A 25,258-nucleotide genomic window follows, 5' to 3' on the forward strand; every position below is an offset into this window, starting at 1 on the left:
CAACGAGCTGGAAGTGAGTTCATCCCTGGGCCAATAAGCAATCGGCCAAGCCGGGGGATCGGGCCCGTCATCAGACGCGCCCGATCGCCTCAGAGATACTGTTGCGGCTGAATGTCCAGCGGCTTGAAGTTTTCGCGCTCGGCGACGAAGGCCGGGCGGGGTTTCTGCTCGCAGAACGGCGGCTGCACGGCATTATCCACGTGGTTGTAGACGTAGAACAGATTGCTCCGCGCGCTGGGTGTGATGTTGCCGTTGGAGCCGTGCATGGTGTTGCAATCGAAGAACACCACGCTGCCGGCCGGGCCGGTGGCGCACTCGATGCCGAAGCGGCTGGCCAGCTCGCTCAGGCTGTTCTGGTCGGGTACACCGAACTCCTGCTTGCGCAGGGACTTCTCGTAGTGGTTCTCCGGCGTGGCGCCGACGCAGCGCACGTAGTGCTTGTGCGAGCCGGGCATGAGCATCAGCGGGCCGTTGTGCGGCTCGTTGTCGGTCAGCAGGATCGAGCAGGACAGGCAACGCATGCGCGGCATGCCGTCCTCGACGTGCCAGGTTTCGAAATCCGAGTGCCAGTAGAACTCCTTGCCGGTGAAGCCGGGCTTGAAGTTCATCCGTGACTGATGCACGTACAGATCACCGCCGAGAATGTAACGGGCGATGCCGGCGGTGCGCTCATCGGCGGCCACGCGGGCGAACAGTTCGTTGTCGCTGTGGATGTCGAACACCGAGCGGACGGCGCCGCTGTCGGGTTCCTTGATGGTCTTGCCGGAGCCGGCGACGGCCGGGTCCTGGCGCATGCGCTCGAGTTCGGCGCGGAATACCGCCACTTCGTCGGCGCTGAACAGGTTGGGGATGACCAGGTAGCCGTCGCGCTCGAAACGCTCGATCAGCTCCGCCGCTATCGGCGCATTCTCCAGGTCGCTGCGGTAGACGACCGGATCCAGGCGTTCCTGCCAGCTGGGCTGGTCTTCCTGGCGCGAGGGATACAGGTCGGCTTGCATAGGGTTCACGCTTACCTCCTTTTCTTGTGATGGTGGGGCGGCTCCATGGCCGCCCCGGTAAACCGGTATCAGACGGTTTCGGCCTCCAGCGGATAGACGCCGCTCTCGTCATGTACTTCCTTGCCGTTGAGCGGCGGGTTGAAGACGCAGGCCATCTTCATGTCCTCGCTACCGCCGCGCAGCAGGTGCTCGTCGTGCTTGTCGAGGATGTACAGGGTGCCGGGTTCGATCTTGTAGATCTTGCCGTCGGCGATGGTCTCGATCTCGCCGTTGCCGCTCATGCAGTACACCGACTCCAGATGATTCTGGTAGTGGATGTGCGTTTCGGTGCCGGCGTAGATGGTGGTGATGTGGAACGAGAAACCCATGTTGTCGTCTTTGAGCAACAGACGGGTGCTGTCCCAGGTGCCGGTTTTGCTGTGGACCTTGCGGTCGGTCTGCTCGCACTCGGCGAGGGTTCTGACGATCATTGCAAATACCTCAGGAAGCTTGGTTTTCGGTCTGCTCGCTCATCACGGCGGCGAAGGCCTTGTCGAGGATGGCGAGTGCGCGGTCGATCTGCTCTTCGCTGATGATCAGCGGGCAGAGACACTTGACCACTTCGCTGTGGGCGCCGCTGGTTTCGATCACCAGGCCGTTCTCGAAGGCGTGGCGGCAGACGGCGGAGGCGATATCGCCATCCGGGCAGCTGATGCCGATCATCATCCCGCGGCCCTTGAGGAACAGCGAATCCGGGCCGTGGCGGCGGACGATGCGCTGCATGCCGTCGGCGATGCGCTTGCCCTTGGCCTTCACGCTGTTGGCGAACTCGTCGTTCTGCCAGAAGTGCTCGACGGCTGCGGCAGCAGTGACGAACGCATGGTTGTTGCCGCGGAAGGTGCCGTTGTGCTCGCCCGGCTTCCACTGGTCCAGCTCGGGGCGCAGCAGCACCATGGCGAATGGCAGGCCATAGCCGGACAGCGACTTGGACAGGGTCACGATGTCCGGATGGATGCCCATTTCCTCGAAGCTGAAGAAGGTCCCGGTGCGGCCGCAACCGGCCTGGATGTCATCGACGATCAGCAGCATCTCGTGCTTGCGGCAGAGCTTCTCGAGCTTGCGCATCCACTCGGTCGACGCGGTGTTCAGTCCGCCTTCGCCCTGCACCACCTCGACGATCACCGCGGCGGGCTTGTCGATGCCGCTGGAGGGGTCGGAGAGCAGCTTGTCCATCATGCCGATGGTGTTGGTCTTGTCACCGAAGTAGTTGGCGTACGGCATGCGGCTGACATCGGTGAGGCTGATGCCGGAGCCGCCGCGGTGATGCTGGTTGCCGGTCGCGGCCAGCGCGCCGATGCTGCAGCCGTGGAAGCCGTTGGTGAAGCTGATGATGTTGTTGCGCCCGGTGACCTTGCGCGCCAGCTTCATCGCCGCTTCGACCGCGTTGGTGCCGGTTGGGCCGGTGAACTGCATGCGGTAGTCGCCCATGCCGCGCGGTTCGAGGATCAGGCGGTTGAAGGTTTCGAGGAAACGCTCCTTGGCTGCGGTGTACATGTCCAGGCCATGGGTGATGCCGTCGTTCTGGATGTACTCGAGCAGCGCCTGCTTGAGTACCGGGTGGTTGTGCCCGTAGTTGAGCGTGCCGGCACCGGCGAGGAAGTCGATGTAACGCTTGCCGTCTCTGGTGACCAGTTCGGCACCCTGGGCCTGGTTGAAGACCACGGGGAAGGAACGGCAGTAGCTACGAACCTTGGATTCGTTCAGTTCAAAAGTTTTCATGCGTGCTCCTTGAGCTCTTCTTCTAGATGGGAAACGGTGAATGGGCCGGCGCGGTAGAGCACCTCGTCCTCGTGCTGACCGCCAAAGTGCGCGGCGCGGGAAAACAGCGTGCGCGTGGTGCAGTCGGCACCCAGTTGATCGAATGCCCGCTTGAACAGTGCCTGCGACGCCGCGTTGTCCGGGGAAATGGTGGTTTCCATGAAGCGCACGTCGTGCTCACGGGCCACACGGGCCGTCAGCGCCAGCAGCATGCGCAGGGCCAGGCCCTGACCGCGCATCGAACTATCGACGGCGACCTGCCAGACGAACAGGGTGTCCGGGCGGGCAGGGGGGCGGTAACCCGAGATGAAACCAACCAGTTCGCCTTGGGCGTTCTCTGCGGCGATGGCGGTGTCGGCGAAATCGGAGCACTGCAGCAGGTTGCAGTAGACCGAATTGGTATCGAGGGGCTGGCAGCGCGCCACCAGCTGATGCAGGTTGTAACCGTCGCCGTCGGTTGGGCGACGGAGCACTACGGTAGGGAAACTCAAAACAATGCCTTTGGGGTTGTTGATTGAATTCCTTTTTAGGGTAGGCATATCCGGAGAAGTTTCTCAACCCGAACTTCTGAATATGCGAAGTTAAGAGCGCTGCATATATCGCTCGATCCCGCGTAATTACGGCGATTGCGCCGTGGATGTTTCAGTCTGTTTCATTTCGCCAGGCTGGCGGTGAAGGCTGATAGTTACGGGGAAGTTTCGGGAGTGTCGCGAGAAGTTCGATGGCGGTGGTGCGCAGAAGTTCGCCTTGAGTGGCCATGACGTAGCTGCAAGCGGCATGAATGCTGGCTTTGCTGTGGTTGATCGATGCCCGAATCGTTCGCCATGCACGCGCTGTTGAGCATGGCGTGCTGTGGATAAGTGTGCAGGGAAGAATCAGGCTGAGAATCGACGCGGAAATAGCACTAAATGGCGGCGTGAACTACCGATGATATTTCGATGATGTGACGTCTGTATGTCGGCTCGATCTGGCCACGGCCGAGCTAGTTGCTCGGCGTAGTTGTGGTGGCCGCGATCGATGATTTCAGAAAGTCTGCCGATCCGCTCTATCTCGCGTTATGCGGGGGCTGTGGCGAAGTTGTCGGAAGTTGTGCCAGACAACTTCATTGCCACCAGCGATGACCCTGGCGTTCGATGAATTGATGGGCCTGTTCCGGGCCGTCCTCGCCGGCCGGATAGGGGCGCGGCTTGCGGTAGTAGCTGTGCCAGCCGCGCAGGATCGGATCGACCCAGTTCCAGGCCGCCTCGACCTCGTCACGGCGCATGAACAGCGTGGAGTCGCCTTCGATCACATCCAGCAGCAGCCGCTCGTAGGCTTCCCAGCGACGGGTGCTGCTGAAGGCGTGCGCCAGGTTCAGATCCAGCTCCACCGGTTCCAGCTGCATGCCCTTGCCGGGTGCCTTGGCCATCAGCTGCAGGCTGATGCTTTCTTCCGGCTGCAGGCTGATCACCAGGCGGTTCACTTCACCCTTGCTGAACAGCAGGTGCGGAACCTGTTTGAAGGTGATGATGATCTCCGAGCGCTTGCGCGCCATGCGCTTGCCGGTGCGCAGGTAGAAGGGCACACCAGCCCAGCGCCAGTTGTCGATCTCGGCCTTCACCGCGACGAAGGTTTCGGTGTCGCTGTCGTTGTCGATGTTCGGCTCGAAGTAGTAGGCCTGCACGTCGTGGCCACCGATGCGGCCGGCGCCGTATTGGCCGCGCACGGTCTTGTCCAGCACGTCGTTGCCGGTGATCGGCTTGAGCGCCTCGAGCACCTTCACCTTCTCGCCGCGGATGTGCTTGGCATCGAAACGCACCGGCGCCTCCATTGCCACCAGGCAGAGCAGCTGCAGGAGGTGGTTCTGCAGCATGTCGCGCATCGCGCCGGCGTTGTCGTAGTAGCCGCCGCGGTTCTCCACGCCGAGGGTTTCGGCGACGGTGATCTGCACGTGGTCGATATGCCCGGAGCGCCAGATCGGCTCGAACAGCGCGTTGGCGAAGCGCAGCGCCATGAGGTTCTGCACCGTTTCCTTGCCCAGGTAGTGATCGATCCGGTAGATGCGCGACTCGGGGAACACGGCGCCGATCGATTCGTTGATTTCCAGCGCCGAGTCCAGCGAATGGCCGATCGGCTTTTCCAGCACGATGCGCGCATCGTCACCGGCCAGCCCGGCGCTTTCGAGATTGGCGGCGATGGGTTCGAACAGGTCCGGCGCGGTCGCCAGGTAATACACCCGCACACGACCGTCGGCCTGACCGAGGTGATGGGCAAGGCGCACGTAGTCGCCGCGCTGGTTGGCGTCCATGGCGAAGTAGTCCAGGCGCTGGGCAAAGGCCTGCCAAGTGTCAGGGCTGAAGTCGCTGCGGGCGACCTGCGCGCGGCAATGCCGCTCTGCCAGGGCCAAGTAGCCGTCGCGGTCGAGCTTTTTGCGCGCCAGGGCGAGTATCCGTACGTCGGCGTGCAGGCGCCCGTCACGGTGCAGGTGGTAGAGCGCCGGAAGCAGTTTGTGCAGCGTCAGGTCACCGGTCCCGCCGAACACGAGCATGTCACAGGATATCGACATCGATTCTCTCCCAGGGCCAAAAAATGGGCGTCGTGGCGAGGCTTGTAGTATAACTACCGCCCCACTACAACCCGCTGACGGCTGAGCGGCGTCGATCGCGCCCGAGCAAAGCCATCAGACGAGAGCATAGCGAGTCCGGAACGTGAATCTGCTGCAGCACATCGCCCAATCCAGAAGCCTGCTACGGAAGTCGGAGCTGAAAGTGGCCGACCATGTCCTGCTCGATCCGGCGTCGGTGATGCACAGTTCCATGGCCGACCTGGCTCACGTGGTTGGTGTCAGCGAACCCACCATCGTGCGCTTCTGCCGCGCCATCGGTTGCCTGGGTTTTCAGGATCTCAAGCTCAAACTGGCGCAGAGCCTGGCGGCTGGCGCCAGCTTCGGTCAGTTCGCCATCAGCGAGAACGATTCGGTGGCCGACTTCGCCTTGAAGATCTTCGACACCACGCTGCACACGCTGATGGAAGTGCGCGAGCGGCTCGACCCCGAAGCGCTGCAGCGCGCCATCGCTGCCATGGCCAAGGCCGAGCGCGTGGAGTTCTACGGTTTCGGCGCATCCGGCGCGGTGGCCACCGACGCCCAGCACAAGTTCTTCCGTCTGCTGCTGTCAGCTGCCGCCTATTCCGATCCGCACATGCAGGCCATGTCGGCGGTGACGCTCAAGCCCACCGACGTGGCGATCTGCATCTCGCAGTCCGGTCGCTCGAAGGATCTGCTGATCACCGCCAACGTGGTGCGTGAATCCGGCGCGACGCTCATCACCCTGTGCCCGAGCCAGACGCCGCTGGCCGAGCTGGCCACCATCAACCTGGCAATCGACGTACAGGAAGACACCGAGATCTACACCCCGCTGACCTCGCGTATCGCTCACCTGGTAGTGATCGACGTGTTGGCGATGGGTGTTGCCATGGCGCGTGGACCGAGTCTGGTCAATCACCTCAAGAGCGTGAAGCGCAGCCTGCGCAGCCTTCGCCTGTCGCCGCAGAAGGTCAAGACGCACGACGACTGAGGCGCCGCTCACCTTCACGGTCGCGTAATCGCCCTGACTTCAGTTTGTCATCCATGACGTCGATGCTGATCTCTCCATATCTGTTCTGGGAGATCGCCTCATGCTCCGGCACACCGACGACAGCAGCCAGCTCGACAGCAAGTCCCGCCGCAAACAGCAGGATGAACGGCGCATGCGTTTTCGCCGCGCCATCGAAAGCTATACCGAGCAGCGTCAGCTGCATGCCGAGTTGAACGACTACGCCGATGCGCTGGTGATCAGCTCGCTGCGCTCGTCGTCGGCGAGCCGGCGAAGCGCTCCGCCAGCGCACTGATCTGCGCGCGCTCTTCACGGAGGAAGGCGAAGAACGCCTGGGCCACCGGAGTCAGGCGCTTGCCGCGCGAATGCACCACGCACCAGCTGCGATACAGCGGCAATTCCTCGACCGGCAGCTCGCGTAGCAGCCCGTTGGCCAGCTCCAGATGCACCGCATGGCGCGGCAGCAGCGCCAGGCCGAGCCCGGCCACCACGCATTCGCGCAGCGCATCCAGCGACGCGACCTGAATGGTCTGGGCGAAATGCGCGCGCTTCTGGCGCAGGTAGTCCTCGCCGGCCCGTCGCGTGCCCGAGCCGGGCTCCCGCACCAGCAGGGGATAGTCCGTGAGGTCCTGCAGGGACAGCGTGGCGGCGTTGCACAGCGGATGGTCGGGTGGCGCCACGGCGATGATCGGGTTGTTCAGGAAGGGCATGAACTCCAGGTCCATGTCGGTAGGCACCTGAGACATGATCAGCAGGTCGTCACGGCTCACCGACAGGCGCTTGACCGCCTGGGCATGGTTGACCACCACCAGTTGCAGGCTGATCTCAGGGTGCAGGCGCTTGAAGGCGGCGAACAGGTGCGGCGTGACGTACTTGGCGCTGGATTCAACCGCCAGGTTGAGCTGCCCCTGCAACGAGCCCTGCAGATCCGAGAGCTGCATGTCGAGGCTGTCCAGGCGACCGAAGATGTCGGTACTGGCGCGCTGTAGCGCTTCAGCCGCATCGGTCAGGTAGAGCTTCTTGCCGAGGTACTCGAAAAGCGGTTGACCGACCAGTTCCTCGAGCTGCCGAATCTGCAAACTGACGGCGGGCTGGGTCAGCGCCATTTCCTCCGCCGCACGGCTATACGAGTGCGTTTCGCACACGGCGCGAAATACCTGGAGCTGGCGCAATGTCATGCGCATCAACGATTTTCGCATCACGTTCTCCGCAATATTATTGAAGCGCAACCCCGTTGCCGTTGCCGGCGGCGCTGACCGTTCGGCCAGATTAATGCTGCTCAGGGCGTATCTATAAGTAATTACTTATTCTCAAGCAAACAATTATTCATTTTCAGTAATCCCCCCAGCGGGCGTAGGGTGAAACGGCTCGTTGCAAATGCGAGTGATCATGACCCGCACGCGGGTCGCCTGCTCAACGATCCGAGGGAAGACAGCGTGATCAAGAAGCTGCTGATCGCAAACCGCGGGGAAATCGCGGTGCGCATCGTCCGCGCCTGTGCCGAAATGGGTGTCCGCTCGGTGGCGGTATTCTCCGAAGCCGACCGCCACGCGCTGCACGTCAAGCGTGCCGACGAGGCGCATTTCATTGGCGAAGACCCGCTGGCCGGCTACCTGAACCCGCGCAAGCTGGTGAACCTGGCTGTGGAAACCGGCTGCGATGCGCTGCATCCAGGCTATGGATTTCTTTCCGAGAATGCCGAACTGGCGGAGATCTGCGCCGAACGTGGCATCCGCTTCGTAGGCCCCAGCGCCGAAGTCATCCGCCGCATGGGCGACAAGACCGAAGCGCGGCGCAGCATGATCAAGGCCGGCGTGCCGGTCACGCCGGGCACCGAGGGCAACGTCGCCGATCTTGCCGAGGCGCTGCGCGAAGCCGAGCGTATCGGCTATCCGGTGATGCTCAAGGCCACCTCCGGTGGTGGCGGTCGTGGCATTCGTCGCTGCAACTCGCAGGCAGAGCTGGAATCGGCCTTTCCGCGAGTGATTTCCGAAGCGACCAAGGCCTTCGGCAGCGCTGAAGTCTTCCTGGAAAAGTGCATCGTCGAACCCAAGCATATCGAGGCGCAGATCCTCGCCGATTCGTTCGGCAATACCGTGCACCTGTTCGAGCGCGACTGCTCGATCCAGCGCCGCAACCAGAAGCTCATCGAGATCGCCCCGAGCCCGCAGCTCACCCCCGAGCAGCGCGCCTATATCGGCGACCTGGCCGTGCGTGCGGCCAAGGCGGTGGGTTACGAGAACGCCGGCACCGTGGAGTTCCTGCTCGCCGATGGCGAGGTGTACTTCATGGAAATGAACACCCGGGTGCAGGTGGAACACACCATCACCGAGGAAATCACCGGGATCGATATCGTTCGCGAGCAGATCCGCATCGCCTCCGGCCAGCCGCTGTCGGTCAAGCAAGAGGACATCCAGTATCGCGGCTTCGCCCTGCAGTTCCGCATCAACGCCGAGGAGCCGCGCAACGACTTCCTGCCCTGCTTCGGCAAGATCACCCGCTATTACGCGCCGGGCGGCCCCGGTGTGCGCACCGACACGGCGATCTATACCGGCTACACCATTCCGCCGTATTACGACTCCATGTGCCTGAAGCTGATCGTCTGGGCGCTGACCTGGGAAGAGGCGCTGGCCCGCGGTTCGCGTGCGCTGGACGACATGCGCGTACAAGGCGTGAAGACCACCGCCACCTACTACCAGCAGATTCTCGCCAGTCCGGATTTCCGCAGCGGCCAGTTCAACACCAGCTTCGTCGAGAACCATCCGGAACTGCTGAACTACTCGATCAAACGCAAGCCGGGCGAGCTGGCCCTGGCCATCGCTGCTGCCATCGCCGCCCACGCAGGACTGTGAGGAACGAACCATGACTGCTCAGAAGAAAATCACCGTTACCGACACCATCCTGCGTGACGCCCATCAGTCGCTGCTGGCCACCCGCATGCGCACTGAAGACATGCTGCCGATCTGCGAAAAGCTCGACCGTGTCGGCTACTGGTCGCTGGAAGTCTGGGGCGGCGCCACGTTCGACGCCTGCGTGCGCTTCCTCAAGGAAGACCCCTGGGAGCGCCTGCGCCAGCTCAAGGCGGCGCTGCCCAACACCCGACTGCAGATGCTGCTGCGCGGGCAGAACCTGCTCGGCTACCGCCATTACAGCGATGATGTGGTCGAAGCGTTCTGCGCCAAGGCGGCGGAGAACGGCATCGACGTGTTCCGCATCTTTGACGCGATGAACGACGTGCGAAACCTGGAAACCGCGATCAAGGCCGTGAAGAAGACCGGCAAGCACGCCCAGGGCACCATCGCCTACACCACCAGCCCGGTGCATACCGTCGAGTTGTTCGTCGAGCAGGGTCGGGCGATGCGCGACATGGGCGTCGATTCCATCGCCATCAAGGACATGGCCGGCCTGCTCACGCCGTTCGCCACCGGCGAGCTGGTGCGCGCGCTGAAGGCCGAGATCGACCTGCCTGTGTTCATTCACTCCCACGACACGGCTGGCGTCGCCAGCATGTGCCAGTTGAAAGCCATCGAGAACGGCGCCGACCACATCGACACCGCCATTTCCTCCATGGCCTGGGGCACCAGTCATCCCGGCACCGAATCGATGGTCGCCGCGCTGCGCGGCACGCCCTATGACACCGGCCTCGATCTGGAGCTGCTGCAGGAAATCGGCCTGTACTTCTACGCGGTGCGCAAGAAGTACCACCAGTTCGAAAGCGAATTCACCGGCGTCGATACGCGTGTGCAGGTCAACCAGGTGCCGGGCGGGATGATTTCCAACCTGGCCAACCAGCTGAAGGAGCAGGGTGCGCTCAACCGCATGGATGAAGTGCTCGCCGAGATTCCGCGCGTGCGCAAGGACCTCGGCTACCCGCCGCTGGTAACCCCGACCTCGCAGATCGTCGGCACCCAGGCGTTCTTCAACGTGCTCGCCGGCGAGCGCTACAAGACCATTACCAACGAGGTGAAGCTCTACCTGCAGGGCCGCTACGGCAAGGCGCCGGGCACCATCGACGCCAAGCTGCAGCGCCAGGCCATCGGCGGTGAAGAGATCATCGACGTGCGCCCGGCCGACCTGATCAAGCCGGAGCTGGACAAGCTGCGCCAGGAAGTCGGTGCGCTGGCCAAATCCGAAGAAGACGTGCTGACCTACGCCATGTTTCCCGACATCGGCCGCAAGTTCCTCGAGGAGCGTGAGGCCGGTACGCTGGTACCGGAAACACTGCTGCCGATCCCTGACGGCAGCACCGCGACCGCTGCAGGCGGGCAGGGCGTGCCGACCGAGTTCGTCATCGACGTGCATGGCGAAACCTACCGCGTGGATATCACCGGTGTCGGCGTCAAGGGCGAAGGCAAGCGGCACTTCTTCCTTTCCATCGACGGCATGCCGGAAGAGGTGGTGTTTGAGCCATTGAACAACTTCGTCGGCGGCAGCGGCGGCAGCCAGCGCAAGCAGGCCAGCGGTCCGGGTGACGTCAGCACCAGCATGCCGGGCAACGTGGTCGACGTGCTGGTCAAGGAAGGCGACGTGGTCAAGGCTGGCCAGGCCGTACTGATCAGCGAAGCGATGAAGATGGAAACCGAGATTCAGGCGCCCATGAGCGGAACGGTCAAGGCCGTGCATGTCGCCAAAGGTGACCGGGTGAATCCAGGCGATGTCTTGATAGAGATCGAGGGCTGAGTGAAGGGTGGCGTGGCGGTCTGATCACGTCACGCCAGCGTCGTTTCGACTGTTTTGGCCGCGCTGCGCAAGCATGCGCGGCAGCCAGCGGAACGGACGGCGCGGGCAGTGTGTCCCCTTTGGGAGCCCTTGCGGCTCCTTTTTTTTCGAGCCAATGTCTGCCAGGGATCGGTCCATTGTCCAAGCTGTGGAGACTGTAGATGGGTATCGACCCAGTAGTGCTGTTCTTCGTGTTCGGCCTGTTTGCGGGCCTGGTGAAGAGCGAGTTGAAGCTGCCGCCGGCGCTCTACGAGACGCTGTCGATCATCCTGCTGCTGGCGATCGGTCTGCACGGTGGTGTGGAGCTGGCCGAACAGGCCAGTGCGGCGCTTCTGGGGCAGTCGCTGCTGGTGCTGGGGCTGGGCGTGTTGCTGCCGATCCTGGCCTTCATCCTGCTGCGCGGGTTGCGCTTCGACAGGGTCAACGCGGCGGCGGTGGCGGCGCACTACGGTTCGGTGAGCGCTGGTACCTTCGCCGTCGTGGTGGCCTATCTGGCGGCGCGGGAAATCTTCTTCGAAAGCTACATGCCGCTGTTCGTGGCGATTCTCGAAATCCCGGCGATCCTGGTCGGCATTCTGCTGGCCAAGGGCGTGTCGCGCGATACCGACTGGAAGGAACTGGGCCGCGAGATCTTCCTTGGCAAGAGCATCATGCTGCTGCTCGGTGGCCTGCTGATCGGTGCGATCGCCGGCAAGGAGGCCATCAAACCGCTCGAACCGCTGTACACCAGCATGTTCAAACCGGTGCTGGCGTTCTTCCTGCTGGAGATGGGCCTGATCGCCTCCGGCCAGCTCGGCTCGCTCAAGCGCTACGGCTTCAAGCTCGCTGCCTTTGCGCTGCTGATGCCGCTGATCGGTGCGCTGATCGGCGCCCTGCTGGCGCGCTTCATGGGTCTGTCGCTGGGCGGTACGGCGATGCTCGCCACGCTGGCGGCGAGTGCCTCGTACATTGCGGTGCCAGCGGCGATGCGTCTGGCGGTACCGGAAGCCAATCCGTCGCTGTCGCTGACCGCGTCGCTGGGCATCACCTTTCCGTTCAACATCCTGATCGGCATTCCGCTCTACCTGGCCCTGGCCGAGCGGCTGATCGCCTGGGGGTTCTGAGATGAACGCGCACAATCGTACGCTGCTGACCGTGATCTGCGAGGCAGCGCTGGAACACAAGCTGGAAGCCGACCTGAAAAACCTGGGCGCTCCGGGCTGGACCCTGTCGGACGCCCGTGGCAGCGGCAGCCGCGGGGTGCGCAGCGCCGGCTGGGATACCGACGGCAATATCCGCCTGGAGGTGATCTGCAGCCGCGAGATCGCCGAGCGTATCGCCGAGCACCTGCAGGCGCGCTACTACGAAAACTTCGCCATGGTCTGCTATCTGGCCGAGGTGGAAGTGCTGCGGCCCGAGAAGTTCTGACCGCGCGCTGTGATGCCCCTCGGCCGGCGGGCGTCCACCCTGGACTCAGGACCGATGGAGCCTTCGATGCACGCCCTGCTGCAGGAAATTCTCGACGATGTACGCCCGCTGCTCGGGCAAGGTCGCGTGGCTAGTTACATCCCGGCGCTGGCCGACGTGCCGCCCAACCAGTTGGGTATTGCCGTGTGCAGTGCCGAGGGCGAGATTTTCGAAGCCGGCGACGCGCAGACGCCGTTCTCGATCCAGAGCATTTCGAAAGTGTTCAGCCTGGTGCAGGCCATCGCCCATCGCGGCGAGTCGTTATGGGAGCGGCTAGGCCACGAGCCTTCGGGGCAGCCGTTCAATTCACTGGTGCAGCTCGAGTTCGAACGCGGCCGCCCGCGCAACCCGTTCATCAACGCCGGGGCGCTGATAATCTGCGACGTCAACCAGTCGCGCTTCGCCACCCCGGAGCTGTCGATGCGTGATTTCGTCCGGCACCTGTCCGGCAACCGGCAGATCGTTTCCGACACCCGCGTCGCCGAATCCGAATATCAGCACCGCGCGCGCAATGCGGCCATGGCTTACCTGATGCAGGCCTTCGGCAACTTCCACAACGATGTCGAAGCGGTATTACGCAGCTATTTTCATCACTGTGCGCTGCGCATGAACTGCGTCGACCTGGCCCGCGCGTTCGCCTTTCTCGCCCGCGATGGTGCCTGTCCGCAAAGCGGCGAGACGGTGCTGGCGCCGCGCCAGACCAAGCAGGTCAACGCGATCATGGCCACCAGCGGGCTGTACGACGAGGCGGGCAACTTCGCCTATCGCGTCGGCCTGCCCGGCAAGAGCGGGGTGGGCGGCGGCATCGTCGCGGTGGTGCCGGGCCGCTTCACCGTCTGCGTCTGGTCGCCGGAGCTCAACGCCGCGGGCAATTCGCTGATCGGCATGGCCGCCCTCGAGGCGCTGTCGCAGCGTATTGGCTGGTCCATCTTCTGACGCGCCGTCGCGGCGGCGCCTACCCTTCGAATTCCTCTGGAGAGAACCAAGCATGAATGACGGCAAGAAGAGCGAAACCGCCCAGGAGGCCCTCGAACACATCGTCTCGGGCGTCAAGCGCTTCCGCGAAGAGGTCTATCCCGAGCAGCGCGAGCTGTTCGAGAAGCTCGCCTACGAGCAGACCCCACGGGCGATGTTCATTACCTGCGCCGATTCGCGAATCATCCCCGAGCTGATCACGCAGAGTTCGCCCGGCGACCTGTTCGTCACCCGCAACGTCGGCAACGTGGTGCCACCCTACGGGCAGATGAATGGTGGCGTGTCGACCGCCATTGAGTTCGCCGTGATGGCGCTTGGCGTGCAGCACATCATCGTCTGCGGCCACTCCGACTGCGGCGCGATGAAGGCGGTGCTCAACCCGGCTCAGCTGGAGCGCATGCCGACGGTCAAGGGCTGGCTGCGGCATGCCGAGGTGGCGAAGATCGTAGTCGAGCAGAACTGTGGCTGCGCCGACCACAACACCCTCGGCATCCTTACCGAGGAGAACGTGGTGGCCCAGCTCGACCACCTGCGCACGCATCCCTCGGTGGCAGCGCGGCTGGCCAGCGGTCAGCTGTTCATCCACGGCTGGGTGTACAACATCGGGACCAGCGAGATTCGTGCCTACGATGCCGAGAAGGGCGAGTTCCGCCTGGTCGGCGACGGCCCGCTGCCGATGGCCACGCCGCGGGCGCGCTATCAGGTGAGCTGAAGCGCTTCCGGGCGGTTTCGGTCTGCTGACGAGGCGCGGGGTCAGCGACCGCCGGCCAGCGTCGTGCCGCGCTCCTGAATCAGGTAGCACAGGTCAGGGGTCTTGCTGCAGCCGGCGTAGCCTTCGGCGATCACTTCCTCAAGTGCCTTCTGCAGGCGGTTGACCACTTCGTCCGGCGTATCAGGGCTCAGTGCCAGATACAGCGGTTCGCTGCGATAGCTCAGCGCTATGCGCAGCTGGCTCTCGTCGACGCCCTGCAGCCGCGCGTAATGACGCCACACTGGGTCGGCCACCGCCCACAGGTCGATGCGCCCGGTCAGCAGTTTGCGCAGGTTTTCAGCGTCGTTGAGGCTGTTGCTGGTGCGGATGCCCTGGCTTTCCAGGAACAGGCTGACACTGCCGTTGGCGTGGCCGCCGATCTGGTAGCCCTGCGCCTGCTCCAGGCTGTCGAACTTCAGGCCACTGTCGGCCGGCGCCAGCAGCACGCTGGCGTGATGGGCCAGCGGCCCGACCCACTTGAACTGTCCGGCGTTCTGCGGCGTGCGCGCCACCGAGAACAGGCCGTGGGCGGGCTGCTGCCGGGTCTGCTCGTAGAGCCGGCTCCAGGGGCCGCGCAGGGTCAGGTTGTAGGCGATGCCGGCGCGGCGAAAGATGTCACGCACGGTGTCGGCATCGATGCCCTGCACATCGTCGCCGCGGGCGAAGCCCTTGCTGTTGGGGCCCATGTTGAAGGGCGGAAAGCTGTCGGTTTGCAGGGTGATCTGATAGTTGGCAGGCAGTTCGGCCTGGGCGGCGCATGCAGCGCTGATGAGCAGGACGAACAGCGCCCCGGCAGTTCGGGATCTGGCCATGGCATCGGCTCCTTGACGCTTTTCTTGTTGTTGGCGTGAGCAAGGGTAGCGGTGCTGCCGGGACATCGCCAGCCGGCCGCGCTGCCCTGCGGGGCAGCGCGCATTTTTGCCGGTGTCGTTTTCAGTCGGCCATTTCGCCGCAGAGGTCGCGGCAGAACCAGTGTTCCACCTCGGCGTGATCGAGCCCGGCGGCGAGCAGAGCGAACAGCTTGCCCAGCGCCGCTTCACGGGTCATGCCGCCGCCGGAGACCAGGCCGGCATCGCGCAGGCCGCTGCCGGTGGCATAGACGTCGAAGTCGACATGGCCGCCCGGGCACTGGCTGATCGCCGCCAGCACCACGCCCTGTCGATGCGCGTGGCGCAACGCTTCGATGAATGCGGCATCGCCCGTCGGACCGGTGCCGCTGCCATAACATTCGAGCAGCAGCGCCTGGGCGCCACTGGCGACCAGCGCCTGCACCTGCGCGGCACCGACGCCGGGGTACAACGGCAGCACCACGACCTGCGCCGGTCGCTGCGGCAACAGCGCCGGCGGACGTTCGCTGGCCGCTGCGGCGAGGCGCTTGCGCGGCGCCTCGGCAAAGGCGTCGAAGGCGTCGCTGCGCAGTTTGCTGACCCGCGCGCCGTGCAGCAGCACGCCGTTGAAGAACAGTTGCACACCGTGCACCTGCCCGGCCTGCAGGGCGCGCATGGCGCCGAACAGGTTGGGCCAGGCATCGCTGCCCGGGCTTCCCGCCGGCAGCATGGCGCCGGTGAGCAGCACGGGGATCTCAAGATCCAGCAGCAGGAAGGACAACGCAGCGGCGCTGTAGGCCAGGGTATCGGTGCCGTGCAGCAACAGCACCGCATCGCAGTCGCCCTGCGCCACGGCATCGCGGACGGCGGACGCCATCTGCAGCCAGTGGGTCGGCTGCATGTTGGCGCTGTCCAGCAGCGGTTGCAGTTCGCGGAAGGTCCAGCTCGGCAGCGGCCCGGCTTCCAGCGCCTGCTGCGCCCGCAGGCGAGCTTCGAAGCCGGAGGCTGGCATCAACCCGGCGGCGCTCTGTTGCATGCCGATGGTGCCGCCGGTGTAGAGCACCAGCAGGCGTTCGATTGATTGATTCACACGCGCTCCTCGCTCGTTCGGCGCAGACCATCAGAAATACAGGCGGATGGGGCCAGCCCCGTGCGCGGTTGCGCAGAGGGCTGGCCGGTCGCGTCGGAGCGCTTAGCGGCGCTCGGTGGTGTCGGGTGTGGCGGGCATGTTCGCCTTCCACACGGCCGGGTCGAGATCCAGGTCGGCGAAGTCCTTCGGATCGAGCACGGGCTGCTCGATGCCGGCGCGGATCTGGCTGTCGTAGTCGCGCATCAGGCGCAGACCGACCTTGAACAGCAGGGCCACGGCGATCAGGTTGGCGATGGCCAACAGGCCCATGGTGACGTCGGCGAAGGCGAACACGGTGCCCAGGTCCTGCACTGACCCCCAGAGCACGAGGATGATCACCAGCACGCGGTAGATCACTACCGGGGTGCGCTTCTCGGTGAAGAAGCCCAGCGCGTTTTCGCCCAGGTAGTAGTTGTAGATCAGCGTGGTGAACACGAACAGCAGCAGTGCGACGGTGACAAACACCCGGCCCCACTCGCCAACGACGGCAGCGACGGCGGTCTGGGTCAGCACCACGCCGGCCTGGTCCATGCCCGGCTCGTAGACGCCGGAGAGCAGGATGATCAGCGCGGTGCAGCTGCACAGGATGATGGTGTCGATGAACACCGACAGCGACTGCACGATACCCTGCGCCACCGGGTGCTTGACCTCGGCCACCGCAGCGACGTTCGGCGCACTGCCCAGGCCCGCCTCGTTGGAGAACAGGCCGCGCTTGACGCCCATCAGAATGGCCGCGCCGATGCCGCCGGCGAAGGCCTGCTCGAGGCCGAAGGCGCTACGGAAGATCAGGCCGAAGGTTTCCGGAATCGCGCTGAAGTTACTGCCGATGACGAACAGCGCCATGCCCAGGTAGGAAAACGCCATGACCGGCACCAGCACGTCGGCCCACTTGGCGATGCGACGGATGCCGCCGAAGATGATGCCGCCGATCACCAGGGTCAGCGCGATGCCGCTGGCCACGGTGGGTACGCCGAAGGTGTCGTGCAGCGAGCTGGCGACGGTGAACGACTGCACGGCGTTGAAGCCGAAGCCGAAGGTCATCAGCAGCAGGATCGACACCAGGATGCCCAGCCAGCGCTGGCCGAGGCCGTGCTGGATGTAGAACGCCGGGCCGCCGCGGTAGGTGCCGTCGGGTTCGCGGCGCTTGTACAGCTGGGCCAGCGAGCATTCGAAATAGCTGGTGGCCATGCCCACCAGAGCCACCACCCACATCCAGAAGATCGCGCCCGGGCCGCCGAGCATGATCGCCACGGACACGCCGGCGATGTTGCCGGCGCCGACCCGGCCGGCCACCGAGAGCATCAGCGCCTGGAAGGAGGAGAGCTGCCCCGGCTGCCGCTCGAAGGCGTGGCCGAAGATCGTGAACATGTTGCCGAAATAGCGGAACTGGACGAAGCCGGAACGGATGGTGAAGAGCAGACCCAGGCCGATCAGCATGACGATCAGCAGTTTGCTCCAGATAAGGTCGTTGAGAAGGTCGAGCATGGCGATGTTCACCTTGTTGTCGTTGTTAGGGCGTCCGGCGCGCGCCGCTGCGCCGTGCAAGCGGGGGATGTTTCAACAGCAGGGCGTGCGGAGCAATTTCGCGGCTGGCCGCGATGTGGCGCGACCTGATGCTAGAATGGCGACACTCGCGCCAACCGTCAGGGCATCCCATGACCTCCCACCTCGCCGAAAACCTCAAGTTGCTCTGCAGTCACTACCGCTCGATTGCCGAGGTGTGCCGCAAGCTGGCAATCAATCGGGCGCAGTTCAACAAGTACCTGGGCGGGCAGAGCCGTCCCACGCCGTTCAACCTCAAACGCATCGGCGACTTCTTCGGGGTCGAGGGCTACGAGCTGGAAATGCCGCCCGAGCAGTTCGCCCGGCTGGTCGGGGCGCGCCATCCGGAAGCCCAGGCGCTGCCGCGGACCGATCCGCTGCTGGCCCTGCTGCAGCCGTTGCGCGAGCACGCCGCGAGTCTGTCGCGCTATTGCGGCTACTACTTCGAATACGCCAACTGCATGTCGGTGCCGGGCAGCATCCTCATCTCGCTGGTGCATCTGCGCGAGGAAAACGGCCTCTACCTCTTCGAGCGTCAAGAGCGCCAGGAACGCGCCAGCCCTACCCTCGGCCACGCCGAGGACTGGGTACGCTGCCGCTACCTCGGCGCGGCGTTCGGCCTGCAGGACCGCCTGTTCCTGATCGACTACGAGTCGCTGACGCTCAACGAGATGAGCCAGACCATCCTCATTCCCAGCTTCAAGAGCCGCATCACCCGTCTTAACGGAATGAAGACCGGCGTCTCTTCGGGCGACCGCCGCACGCCAGCGTGCACCTCGGTGGTGTGGGAATACCTGGGCCGCGAGATCAACCGTGTCAGCGCCTATCGCCAGGTGATGCTCTACAGCCCGGACGACCCGCGCATCGACCTGGACATCCGCGAGCGCCTGGCGACGCCGCATGTGGAGAACGGGCTGTTCGGCATCGAGTGAAGGCTCAGAGGATCTTGCGGTACTGGATGAAGCCCGAGCGTTCGGCGATGCGGTCGTAGAGCATGCGCCCCGTATAGTTGGTCTCCTCGGTCAGCCAGTGGACGCGCGAGGCGCCAGCGGCTGCGGCCTTGGCGTAGACGTGCTCCATCAGCGCCCGACCGATGCCTTTGCCGCGGGTGCCCTCGGCCACGTAGAGATCCTGCAGGTAGCAGTAGTCACCGCGGGTCCAGCAGCTGCGATGGAAGATCCAGTGCACCAGGCCGATGGCGTGGCCGTCATGCCAGGCCAACGCGGCATGCATCGGCTCGGCTGGATCGAGGAAGCGCTGCCAGGTAAGGTCGCTGGTCTGCTCCGCAATCGCAGCGGCGTAGAAGCGTTGATAGTTCTGCCAGAGTTCTCTCCAGACAGCGTGGTCGGCAGCGGTGATAGGGCGGATCTCAGGCACAGTGCATTCCTCTTCAATCGGTGATGGGCATGCGTGCGGCCAGGGCCTGGTCGCGTGGATCGAGCGAGGCGGCCAGGCCCTGGCGAACCCCGGCCTGGTCCGCCGGCGAGCGGTTCTGCCCGAGTTTCCACTTGCCCTCCAGCCGGCGAATCGGCAGGGCGAAGCCGACGATGGCGCGCAGCATGGCGTCCAGGTAGTCGTCTGGTGCATCGCTTACGGCCCAGGGCTGTGGGCGGCTGGCTTCATGCTGATCGCTGAGGCGGCTGACGATCTGCAGCAGGCTCTTGCGGTCGTCGATCAGCTGCACCGGGCCGCGGGCATGCACGGCAATGTAGTTCCAGGTCGGTACGACCTTGCCGTGCTCCGCTTTGGTCGGATACCAGCTGGGGCTGATGTAGGCGTCAGGGCCGCTGAACACGGCTAGCGCTTCGCAGCCGTCCTGCAGCTCGCGCCAGTGCGGATTGGCCTTGGCGAAGTGCCCGTAGAGCGTGCCGAACTCGCCTTCGTCCGATTCCAGCAGCAGCGGCAGGTGACTGGCCTGCACGCCGTCCGTGCCCGCGCTGGTCAGCAGCGCGAACGGCATCGCCCGAATCTGGCGATGCAACTCGCCAAGATCGTCCTGGCGGAATGAGGCTGGCAGGTACATGGCGTCTCTCCAAATACAGTGTTGCCATGCTAGGCAGGATATTGGCCCGCTGTAAGATCCATTACTTGTGACTTTGATAGAGCCAATGCGACCTATGCCGACCACACCCCCGTTGCCTGTCGATCTTTCCGGCATTTGCCTGGAGCGCGGCCAGGGGCTGACACGCCAGCTCTATCAGGCCCTGCGCGAGCGCATCCTCGACGGGCGTCTGGCTGGAGGAAGTCGGCTGCCAGCCGGTCGCGATCTGGCGGCATTGCTGGCAGTGTCACGCAACACCGTTACCCGGGCGTTCGATCAGCTCTACGCCGAGGGCTACATCGAAGGCCGGGTAGGCGATGGCACCTACGTGGTGGAACTCGGCAGCGCGCGGCCGCTGATGCAGCCGTCTGCTTCCGGGGTGGCGCCGACCGAGGCGCTGTTGCGCCTGCAGCGTAATCACTTGGTGCCGCCGGTGAGCGGTGCGCCGCGTGCCTTTCGCATCGGCGTACCGGCCTTCGATCTTTTTCCCTTCGAAATCTGGGCGCGGCTCACGGCGCGTTTCTGGCGCAAGCCATCGCCGGCGCGCCTGGGCTATAGCGACCCGGCGGGTGAGCCTGCCTTGCGCGAACTGGTAGCGGCCTACCTGCGCAGCAGTCGTGGGCTGAACTGCGATCCGTCCCAGGTGGTTATCACCTGCGGCGCACAGCAGGGCATCAGCCTCTGTGCCCAGCTGCTGGTGCAGCCCGGCGATCGTGTCGCGCTGGAGAATCCCGGCTATCGCGCCGCCGGCCATGCCTTCGCCGTGGCTGGCGCCGAGCTGTGTGGGGTCGCGGTGGATGGCGAGGGACTGGATACCGCCGCCCTCGCGCAGATCGAAGGCTGTCGGCTGGCCTATGTCACGCCCTCGCATCAGTACCCGACCGGCGTGACCCTGTCGCTGGCGCGGCGCCTGGAACTGCTCGCGTGGGCCGAACGCAACGAGGGTTGGATCGTCGAGGACGACTACGACGGCGAGTACCGTTACAGCGGCACGCCGTTGACGCCTTTGGCGGCGCTGGACCGGCAGGGGCGGGTGCTCTACGTCGGCACTTTCTGCAAGATCACCTTCCCCGCGCTGCGCCTCGGCTACCTGGTGTTGCCTCCCGGCCTGGCCGAGGCCTTCGCCCGTCGCCGCGCATTGGATATGCGTCACTCGGACATTGGCAGCCAGATGGTGATGGCGGAGTTCATCGCCGCCGGCCATTTTCAGCGTCACGTGCGCCGTATGCGCCAGGCCGCCCGGGTGCGCCGCGACACCCTGTTGCAGCACTGGCCAGAGGCGATCCCCGGTTGCGGCGCGTTGCCGGCGGTGGATGCCGGGCTGCATCTGTGCGTGCCGGTGCACAGCCACGCCCGCGAAGCCGAGTTGGTTGCCGCGGCGCGAGCGGCCGAGGTGGAAATGAACGGGCTGGCCGACTACTGGCTGGACGGTCAGGCGCCGAGAGGCGCACCGGGCGGCCTGGTGCTGGGTTTTGCGGCGGTTCCGAAAGTGGAAATCATCGCCGCGCTGCAACGCCTGCGTCACGCCTGGGACCTGCCGAGCTAGCGGCAGGTCTCCGGACGGCGCTCACTCCTTGTTGCTGGCGTCGTACACCGCTCGGTCGAGTTCCTGCTCGCTGCGACCGACCAGCGTGGTGGTCATCAGGTCGCCGGCGACGTTCACCGTGGTGCGTGCCATGTCGAGGATGCGGTCGATCCCGGCGATCAGCGCCACGCCTTCGAGCGGCAGGCCGGCAGCGGTGAGTACCAGCCCGAGCATGATCAGCCCGGCGCCGGGGATGCCGGCGGTGCCGATGGAGGCCAGCGTCGCGGTGAGGATGATCATCGCGTACTGCCCGGCACTGAGGTCAATGTCGAAGGCCTGGGCGATGAACAGTGCCAGCACGCCCTGATAGATCGCCGTGCCGTCCATGTTGATGGTCGCGCCTACTGGCAGCACGAAGCCCGCCACACCTTCGGATACGCCGAGGTTCTTGCGCGCGCATTCGATGGACACCGGCAGAGTGCCGGAGCTGCTCGAGGTGCTGAAGGCCACCGCCAGCGCCGGGGCGATGCCCTGGAAGAAACGCAGCGGATTGAGCCGCGCCAGCAGGCCGAGCAGGCCGCCGTAGACCAGCAGCACGTGGGCGATGCTGGCCAGGTAGATCACCCCGATCACGCCCGCCAGCGGCAGCAGTACTTCAGCACCATGGCTGCCGACGACGCCGGCGGTGAGGGCGAAGACGCCAATCGGCGCGACGCGCATCACCAGATCGGTGAGCTTGTAGAAACTCTCGGCCAGCGCATCAAACAGGCGCACCGCCGGCGCGCCGCGCTCGCCGATCAGGTTGATGCTGACGCCCAGGGCGATGGCGAAGACGATGATCTGCAGGATGTTGCCCTCGGCGAAGGCGGTGACCGGGTTGGCCGGCACCAGGCCGACCAGAATCGACACCAGCGAGGGCGCCTGCTTGGCCTGCTCGCTGCCACTGGCGACCATGTTCATGCCTTCGCCCGGGGTGAACAGCGCGCCGAACAGCAGGCCGATGCTGACCGCGAAGGCAGTGGTCACCAGGTAGATGATGATGGTCTTCAGACTGATGCGGCCGATCTTGGCGCTGTCCTGCATCGAGGTTATGCCGGCCACCAGCGAAACGAACACCAGCGGCACGATGAGCATCTTGATCGCATTGAGAAACAGCGTGCCGATCGGTGCCAGCAGCTGCGCGTCTGCGCCAAAGGCCATGCCGGCGGCGACGCCGAGGGCCAGGCCGATGAGGATCTGCTGCCAGAGCGGCAGGCGGACGAGCAGGCGCAGGGGAGCGGAGAGGGTCGTACTCTGAGTCATGGGTTTTCCTGTTGTTTTTATTGTGCGAACAAGCCGGGCTGGTGGCTCGTAAAGCGAACGCCCGGCATGGGGGCCGGGCGCTTGGGGCGATCACACCACCAGCGGTGCCAGGCGTGGCGCGATCATGTTTTCCGGGCGCAGGATCTCGGCGAGCATGGCGTCGTCGAGCAAACGCTCCTCGCGCACCAGCTCCAGCACACTGCGGCCGCCGAGCAGCGCCTCGCGGGCCAGGCGGGTGCTGTTGTCGTAGCCGATGTAGGGGTTCAGCGCGGTGATCAGGCCAATGGAGCTTTCCATCAGCTCGCGGCAACGGTCTTCGTTGGCAGTGATGCCTTCGATGCAGTGCTCGCGCAGCATGTCCATGGCGCGCTGCAGCAGGCGGATCGAATCGAACAGCTTGTAGGCGATCAGCGGCTCCATGACGTTGAGCTGCAGCTGCCCGCCCTCGGCGGCCATGGTCAGCGCCAGGTCGTTGCCGATCACTTCGAAAGCGACCTGGTTGACCGCTTCGGGGATTACCGGATTGACCTTGCCCGGCATGATCGAGCTGCCCGGCTGGCGCGGCGGCAGGTTGATCTCGTTGAAGCCGGTGCGCGGGCCGCTGGAGAGCAGGCGCAGGTCGTTGCAGATCTTCGACAGCTTCACCGCCAGGCGCTTGAGCATGCCGGAGAACAGCACGAACGAGCCCATGTCCGAGGTGGCTTCGATCAGGTCGGCGGCCTGGCGCAGCGGCTGGCCGCTGATCTGCGCCAGGCGCTGCACGGCAATGGCCTGGTAGCGCGGGTCGGCATTGATGCCGGTGCCGATCGCGGTGCCGCCGAGGTTCACTTCCAGCAGCAGCTCCGGGGCGAAGCCGCGCAGATGGTGCAGATCCTCGCCGAGGGTGGTGGCGAAGGCGTGGAATTCCTGGCCGAGGGTCATCGGCACGGCGTCCTGCAGCTGGGTGCGGCCCATCTTCAGCACGTGGGCGAAGGCATGGCCCTTGCCGGTCAGCGACTGGCAGAGGCTCTCCAGGCTGGCGAGCAGGGTGTCGTGACCGAGCAGCAGGCCCAGGCGAATCGCCGTCGGATAGGCGTCGTTGGTGGACTGCGCCATGTTCACGTCGTTGTTCGGGTGCAGGTACTGGTACTCGCCCTTGGCGTGGCCCATCGCCTCAAGGCCGAGGTTGGCGATTACTTCGTTGGCGTTCATGTTGGTCGAGGTGCCGGCGCCGCCCTGGATCATGTCCACCACGAACTGCTCATGGAATTCGCCGCGAATCAGTCGTGCACAGCCCTGGCTGATTGCCACGTGCTTGGCTTCGGGCAGGTAGCCCAGCTCGCGGTTGGCGTCTGCGGCGGCCTGCTTGACCATCGCCAGGGCGACGATCAGCTTCGGGTAATGCGCCAGCGGCACGCCGGAGAGGCGGAAGTTGTGCAATGCGCGCAGGGTCTGGATGCCGTAGTAGGCGTCGGAAGGAACGGGGAGGGTGCCAAGCAGGTCTTTTTCGACCCGCGATGATGCAACTTCGGACATGATGGTAATGTGGCTTCGGTAGGCGCAGGCAGTGCTGCAGTGCGCCTAAAATAAGGCTTTCAGGCGTTTCGCGGCCAATGCCGTTGCTGGCTGCCCTATGCTGAAACGGCATAATGTCCGTGTGACTTTGTGCCGGTCGCAATCGTATCGAGGGATGTTCAGGTGAATCTGGAAACCAAGTGGCTGGAGGATTTCGTGGCGCTGGCGGCGACTCGCAGCTTCTCCCAGGCCGCGCAACGCCGCTTCGTCACGCAGCCGGCCTTCAGCCGGCGGATACGCTCGCTGGAAGAGGCGCTCGGCCTGCAACTGATCAACCGCTCGCGCACGCCGATCGAGCTGACCGAGGCCGGCCAGCTGTTCCTGGTCAGTGCGCGCAACATGGTCGAACAGCTCGGCGAAGTGGTGCGCCATCTGCACCACGTCGAGGGCCAGCAGGGCGAGGTGTTGCAGATATCCGCCGCGCACTCGCTGGCGCTGGGCTTCTTCCCAGCGTGGATCGCCGGCCTGCGCCACGACGGGCTGAACATCGCCACCCGGCTGATCGCCACCAACGTCGGCGAAGCCGTGCATGTGCTGCGCGAAGGCGGCTGCGACCTGATTCTCGCCTACTACGACCCGGATGCTGCCTTGCAGCTCGACCCGGAGCTGTTCCCCTCGCTGCACCTGGGCCGCACCGAAATGCTGCCGGTCTGCGCGGCGGGTGATGACGGCACGCCGCTGTACGACGTCGACAGCGGCCAGACGGTGCCGCTGCTGGCCTACAGCGCTGGCGCCTTTCTCGGTCGCTCGGTGAACCTGCTGTTGCGTCAGCGCGCACTGCGCTCGACCACCGTTTACGAGACGGCGATGGCCGACAGCCTGAAGAGCATGGCACTGCAGGGGCTGGGCATTGCCTGGGTGCCGCGCCTGAGCGTCGAGCCCGAGCTGCAGCGTGGCGAGCTGGCGATCTGTGGTAGCGAGCAATGGCGCGTACCACTGGAAATCCGCCTGTATCGCTGCTCGCTGATGCGCAAGGGTGCAGTGCGCTTGCTCTGGCGAAGGCTGGAAAACCGTGCCGCGCAAGCGCAGCGACAGGCGGGCGAAGCGGCAGGTTAAAGCGCCCCACGCAGCCAAATGTGC

24 protein-coding genes are annotated in these 25,258 nt (G+C 64.7%); 11 read left to right on the forward strand and 13 right to left on the reverse strand.

Features of this window, described 5'->3' with window-relative positions:
- Nucleotides 1-89: 89 nt before the first annotated feature.
- From thpD to zwf, 5 genes are all read right to left on the reverse strand, one after another.
- Nucleotides 90-998: an ectoine hydroxylase gene (thpD, locus tag IEG05_RS07805; protein ID WP_191121871.1), complete on the reverse strand. Its 909-nt coding sequence runs from the start codon at nucleotides 996-998 to the stop codon at nucleotides 90-92.
- Between the two features lie 68 nt (nucleotides 999-1,066).
- The gene (locus tag IEG05_RS07810) at nucleotides 1,067-1,468 is read right to left on the reverse strand and encodes an ectoine synthase (protein WP_003297794.1); all 402 of its coding nucleotides are present in this window, start codon (nucleotides 1,466-1,468) and stop codon (nucleotides 1,067-1,069) included.
- Nucleotides 1,469-1,478: 10 nt separating this feature from the next.
- On the reverse strand, nucleotides 1,479-2,756 hold the full coding sequence (gene ectB / locus IEG05_RS07815) for a diaminobutyrate--2-oxoglutarate transaminase (protein WP_014822041.1): 1,278 nt from the start codon (nucleotides 2,754-2,756) through the stop codon (nucleotides 1,479-1,481).
- The gene (ectA, locus tag IEG05_RS07820; protein ID WP_191121872.1) at nucleotides 2,753-3,268 is read right to left on the reverse strand and encodes a diaminobutyrate acetyltransferase; all 516 of its coding nucleotides are present in this window, start codon (nucleotides 3,266-3,268) and stop codon (nucleotides 2,753-2,755) included. The genes ectB and ectA overlap by 4 nt, the downstream gene beginning before the upstream one ends.
- Nucleotides 3,269-3,897: 629 nt before the next feature.
- Nucleotides 3,898-5,340: a glucose-6-phosphate dehydrogenase gene (gene zwf, locus IEG05_RS07825; RefSeq protein WP_031297446.1), complete on the reverse strand. Its 1,443-nt coding sequence runs from the start codon at nucleotides 5,338-5,340 to the stop codon at nucleotides 3,898-3,900.
- Nucleotides 5,341-5,482: 142 nt separating this feature from the next.
- Here zwf and hexR point away from each other — a divergent pair, with 142 nt between their 5' ends.
- Nucleotides 5,483-6,349: a transcriptional regulator HexR gene (hexR, locus tag IEG05_RS07830; RefSeq protein WP_014822039.1), complete on the forward strand. Its 867-nt coding sequence runs from the start codon at nucleotides 5,483-5,485 to the stop codon at nucleotides 6,347-6,349.
- Between the two features lie 100 nt (nucleotides 6,350-6,449).
- Nucleotides 6,450-6,662: a PA3496 family putative envelope integrity protein gene (locus tag IEG05_RS23260; RefSeq protein ID WP_041754611.1), complete on the forward strand. Its 213-nt coding sequence runs from the start codon at nucleotides 6,450-6,452 to the stop codon at nucleotides 6,660-6,662.
- Here IEG05_RS23260 and IEG05_RS07840 read toward each other — a convergent pair.
- Nucleotides 6,607-7,566, reverse strand: coding sequence for a LysR family transcriptional regulator (locus IEG05_RS07840; RefSeq protein ID WP_272872745.1), 960 nt, complete (start codon nucleotides 7,564-7,566; stop codon nucleotides 6,607-6,609). The two genes, IEG05_RS23260 and IEG05_RS07840, sit on opposite strands and share 56 nt — an antisense overlap.
- A gap of 237 nt (nucleotides 7,567-7,803) precedes the next feature.
- On the opposite strand from IEG05_RS07840, the gene IEG05_RS07845 reads away from it, so the two are divergent.
- From IEG05_RS07845 to IEG05_RS07870, 6 genes are all read left to right on the forward strand, one after another.
- On the forward strand, nucleotides 7,804-9,219 hold the full coding sequence (locus IEG05_RS07845; RefSeq protein WP_014822037.1) for an acetyl-CoA carboxylase biotin carboxylase subunit: 1,416 nt from the start codon (nucleotides 7,804-7,806) through the stop codon (nucleotides 9,217-9,219).
- A gap of 10 nt (nucleotides 9,220-9,229) precedes the next feature.
- Nucleotides 9,230-11,047, forward strand: a complete 1,818-nt coding sequence (oadA, locus tag IEG05_RS07850) for a sodium-extruding oxaloacetate decarboxylase subunit alpha (RefSeq protein ID WP_046618085.1) — start codon at nucleotides 9,230-9,232, stop codon at nucleotides 11,045-11,047.
- A gap of 200 nt (nucleotides 11,048-11,247) precedes the next feature.
- Nucleotides 11,248-12,189, forward strand: a complete 942-nt coding sequence (locus tag IEG05_RS07855) for a sodium-dependent bicarbonate transport family permease (RefSeq protein ID WP_042922987.1) — start codon at nucleotides 11,248-11,250, stop codon at nucleotides 12,187-12,189.
- Nucleotide 12,190: 1 nt separating this feature from the next.
- Nucleotides 12,191-12,493, forward strand: a complete 303-nt coding sequence (locus tag IEG05_RS07860; protein ID WP_014822034.1) for a P-II family nitrogen regulator — start codon at nucleotides 12,191-12,193, stop codon at nucleotides 12,491-12,493.
- A 66-nt stretch (nucleotides 12,494-12,559) separates the two neighbouring features.
- Nucleotides 12,560-13,468: a glutaminase B gene (glsB, locus tag IEG05_RS07865; protein ID WP_046618084.1), complete on the forward strand. Its 909-nt coding sequence runs from the start codon at nucleotides 12,560-12,562 to the stop codon at nucleotides 13,466-13,468.
- Between the two features lie 52 nt (nucleotides 13,469-13,520).
- Entirely contained in the window at nucleotides 13,521-14,219 is a 699-nt protein-coding gene (locus IEG05_RS07870) for a carbonic anhydrase (protein ID WP_014822032.1), read from the forward strand.
- A 41-nt stretch (nucleotides 14,220-14,260) separates the two neighbouring features.
- Here the strand turns inward: IEG05_RS07870 and IEG05_RS07875 are convergent, their stop codons facing one another.
- The 3 genes from IEG05_RS07875 to IEG05_RS07885 form a co-directional block, all read right to left on the reverse strand.
- A complete protein-coding gene (locus tag IEG05_RS07875; RefSeq protein WP_046618082.1) occupies nucleotides 14,261-15,070 on the reverse strand; it encodes a substrate-binding periplasmic protein in 810 nt (269 codons plus the stop codon).
- Nucleotides 15,071-15,191: 121 nt separating this feature from the next.
- Nucleotides 15,192-16,175: an asparaginase gene (locus tag IEG05_RS07880; RefSeq protein ID WP_046618081.1), complete on the reverse strand. Its 984-nt coding sequence runs from the start codon at nucleotides 16,173-16,175 to the stop codon at nucleotides 15,192-15,194.
- A 102-nt stretch (nucleotides 16,176-16,277) separates the two neighbouring features.
- Nucleotides 16,278-17,699: an alanine/glycine:cation symporter family protein gene (locus IEG05_RS07885; RefSeq protein WP_046618156.1), complete on the reverse strand. Its 1,422-nt coding sequence runs from the start codon at nucleotides 17,697-17,699 to the stop codon at nucleotides 16,278-16,280.
- Nucleotides 17,700-17,869: 170 nt separating this feature from the next.
- Here IEG05_RS07885 and IEG05_RS07890 point away from each other — a divergent pair, with 170 nt between their 5' ends.
- Nucleotides 17,870-18,688: a helix-turn-helix domain-containing protein gene (locus IEG05_RS07890; protein WP_041015381.1), complete on the forward strand. Its 819-nt coding sequence runs from the start codon at nucleotides 17,870-17,872 to the stop codon at nucleotides 18,686-18,688.
- Between the two features lie 4 nt (nucleotides 18,689-18,692).
- On the opposite strand, the gene IEG05_RS07895 is transcribed toward IEG05_RS07890, so the two are convergent.
- Together IEG05_RS07895 and IEG05_RS07900 are read right to left on the reverse strand one after the other, a co-directional pair.
- Nucleotides 18,693-19,133: a GNAT family N-acetyltransferase gene (locus tag IEG05_RS07895; protein ID WP_046618080.1), complete on the reverse strand. Its 441-nt coding sequence runs from the start codon at nucleotides 19,131-19,133 to the stop codon at nucleotides 18,693-18,695.
- Between the two features lie 13 nt (nucleotides 19,134-19,146).
- Nucleotides 19,147-19,779: an FMN-binding negative transcriptional regulator gene (locus tag IEG05_RS07900; RefSeq protein ID WP_046618079.1), complete on the reverse strand. Its 633-nt coding sequence runs from the start codon at nucleotides 19,777-19,779 to the stop codon at nucleotides 19,147-19,149.
- Nucleotides 19,780-19,873: 94 nt separating this feature from the next.
- Here IEG05_RS07900 and pdxR point away from each other — a divergent pair, with 94 nt between their 5' ends.
- Nucleotides 19,874-21,343, forward strand: coding sequence for a MocR-like pyridoxine biosynthesis transcription factor PdxR (gene pdxR / locus IEG05_RS07905; RefSeq protein ID WP_191121859.1), 1,470 nt, complete (start codon nucleotides 19,874-19,876; stop codon nucleotides 21,341-21,343).
- Nucleotides 21,344-21,364: 21 nt separating this feature from the next.
- Here the strand turns inward: pdxR and IEG05_RS07910 are convergent, their stop codons facing one another.
- Both IEG05_RS07910 and IEG05_RS07915 read right to left on the reverse strand, forming a co-directional pair.
- On the reverse strand, nucleotides 21,365-22,624 hold the full coding sequence (locus IEG05_RS07910; RefSeq protein WP_046618077.1) for a dicarboxylate/amino acid:cation symporter: 1,260 nt from the start codon (nucleotides 22,622-22,624) through the stop codon (nucleotides 21,365-21,367).
- 90 nt (nucleotides 22,625-22,714) lie between these two features.
- Nucleotides 22,715-24,139: an aspartate ammonia-lyase gene (locus IEG05_RS07915; protein ID WP_014822023.1), complete on the reverse strand. Its 1,425-nt coding sequence runs from the start codon at nucleotides 24,137-24,139 to the stop codon at nucleotides 22,715-22,717.
- 162 nt (nucleotides 24,140-24,301) lie between these two features.
- Between IEG05_RS07915 and IEG05_RS07920 the strand changes: the two genes are divergently transcribed.
- Nucleotides 24,302-25,234, forward strand: coding sequence for a LysR substrate-binding domain-containing protein (locus IEG05_RS07920; RefSeq protein WP_046618075.1), 933 nt, complete (start codon nucleotides 24,302-24,304; stop codon nucleotides 25,232-25,234).
- The last annotated feature ends 24 nt before the right edge of the window (nucleotides 25,235-25,258 follow it).

It is taken from the genome of Stutzerimonas kunmingensis (assembly GCF_014764705.1).
In the GTDB taxonomy this organism is placed as follows: Bacteria; Pseudomonadota; Gammaproteobacteria; order Pseudomonadales; family Pseudomonadaceae; genus Stutzerimonas.

Coding starts and splice junctions, on each gene's coding strand:
- thpD (WP_191121871.1), bottom strand. CDS start 998: ATGCAAGCCGACCTGTATCCCTCGCGCCAGGAAGACCAGCCCAGCTGG.
- IEG05_RS07810 (WP_003297794.1), bottom strand. CDS start 1,468: ATGATCGTCAGAACCCTCGCCGAGTGCGAGCAGACCGACCGCAAGGTC.
- ectB (WP_014822041.1), bottom strand. CDS start 2,756: ATGAAAACTTTTGAACTGAACGAATCCAAGGTTCGTAGCTACTGCCGT.
- zwf (WP_031297446.1), bottom strand. CDS start 5,340: ATGTCGATATCCTGTGACATGCTCGTGTTCGGCGGGACCGGTGACCTG.
- IEG05_RS23260 (WP_041754611.1), top strand. CDS start 6,450: ATGCTCCGGCACACCGACGACAGCAGCCAGCTCGACAGCAAGTCCCGC.
- IEG05_RS07840 (WP_272872745.1), bottom strand. CDS start 7,566: ATGCGAAAATCGTTGATGCGCATGACATTGCGCCAGCTCCAGGTATTT.
- oadA (WP_046618085.1), top strand. CDS start 9,230: ATGACTGCTCAGAAGAAAATCACCGTTACCGACACCATCCTGCGTGAC.
- IEG05_RS07855 (WP_042922987.1), top strand. CDS start 11,248: ATGGGTATCGACCCAGTAGTGCTGTTCTTCGTGTTCGGCCTGTTTGCG.
- IEG05_RS07860 (WP_014822034.1), top strand. CDS start 12,191: ATGAACGCGCACAATCGTACGCTGCTGACCGTGATCTGCGAGGCAGCG.
- glsB (WP_046618084.1), top strand. CDS start 12,560: ATGCACGCCCTGCTGCAGGAAATTCTCGACGATGTACGCCCGCTGCTC.
- IEG05_RS07870 (WP_014822032.1), top strand. CDS start 13,521: ATGAATGACGGCAAGAAGAGCGAAACCGCCCAGGAGGCCCTCGAACAC.
- IEG05_RS07875 (WP_046618082.1), bottom strand. CDS start 15,070: ATGGCCAGATCCCGAACTGCCGGGGCGCTGTTCGTCCTGCTCATCAGC.
- IEG05_RS07885 (WP_046618156.1), bottom strand. CDS start 17,699: ATGCTCGACCTTCTCAACGACCTTATCTGGAGCAAACTGCTGATCGTC.
- IEG05_RS07890 (WP_041015381.1), top strand. CDS start 17,870: ATGACCTCCCACCTCGCCGAAAACCTCAAGTTGCTCTGCAGTCACTAC.
- IEG05_RS07900 (WP_046618079.1), bottom strand. CDS start 19,779: ATGTACCTGCCAGCCTCATTCCGCCAGGACGATCTTGGCGAGTTGCAT.
- pdxR (WP_191121859.1), top strand. CDS start 19,874: ATGCCGACCACACCCCCGTTGCCTGTCGATCTTTCCGGCATTTGCCTG.
- IEG05_RS07910 (WP_046618077.1), bottom strand. CDS start 22,624: ATGACTCAGAGTACGACCCTCTCCGCTCCCCTGCGCCTGCTCGTCCGC.
- IEG05_RS07915 (WP_014822023.1), bottom strand. CDS start 24,139: ATGTCCGAAGTTGCATCATCGCGGGTCGAAAAAGACCTGCTTGGCACC.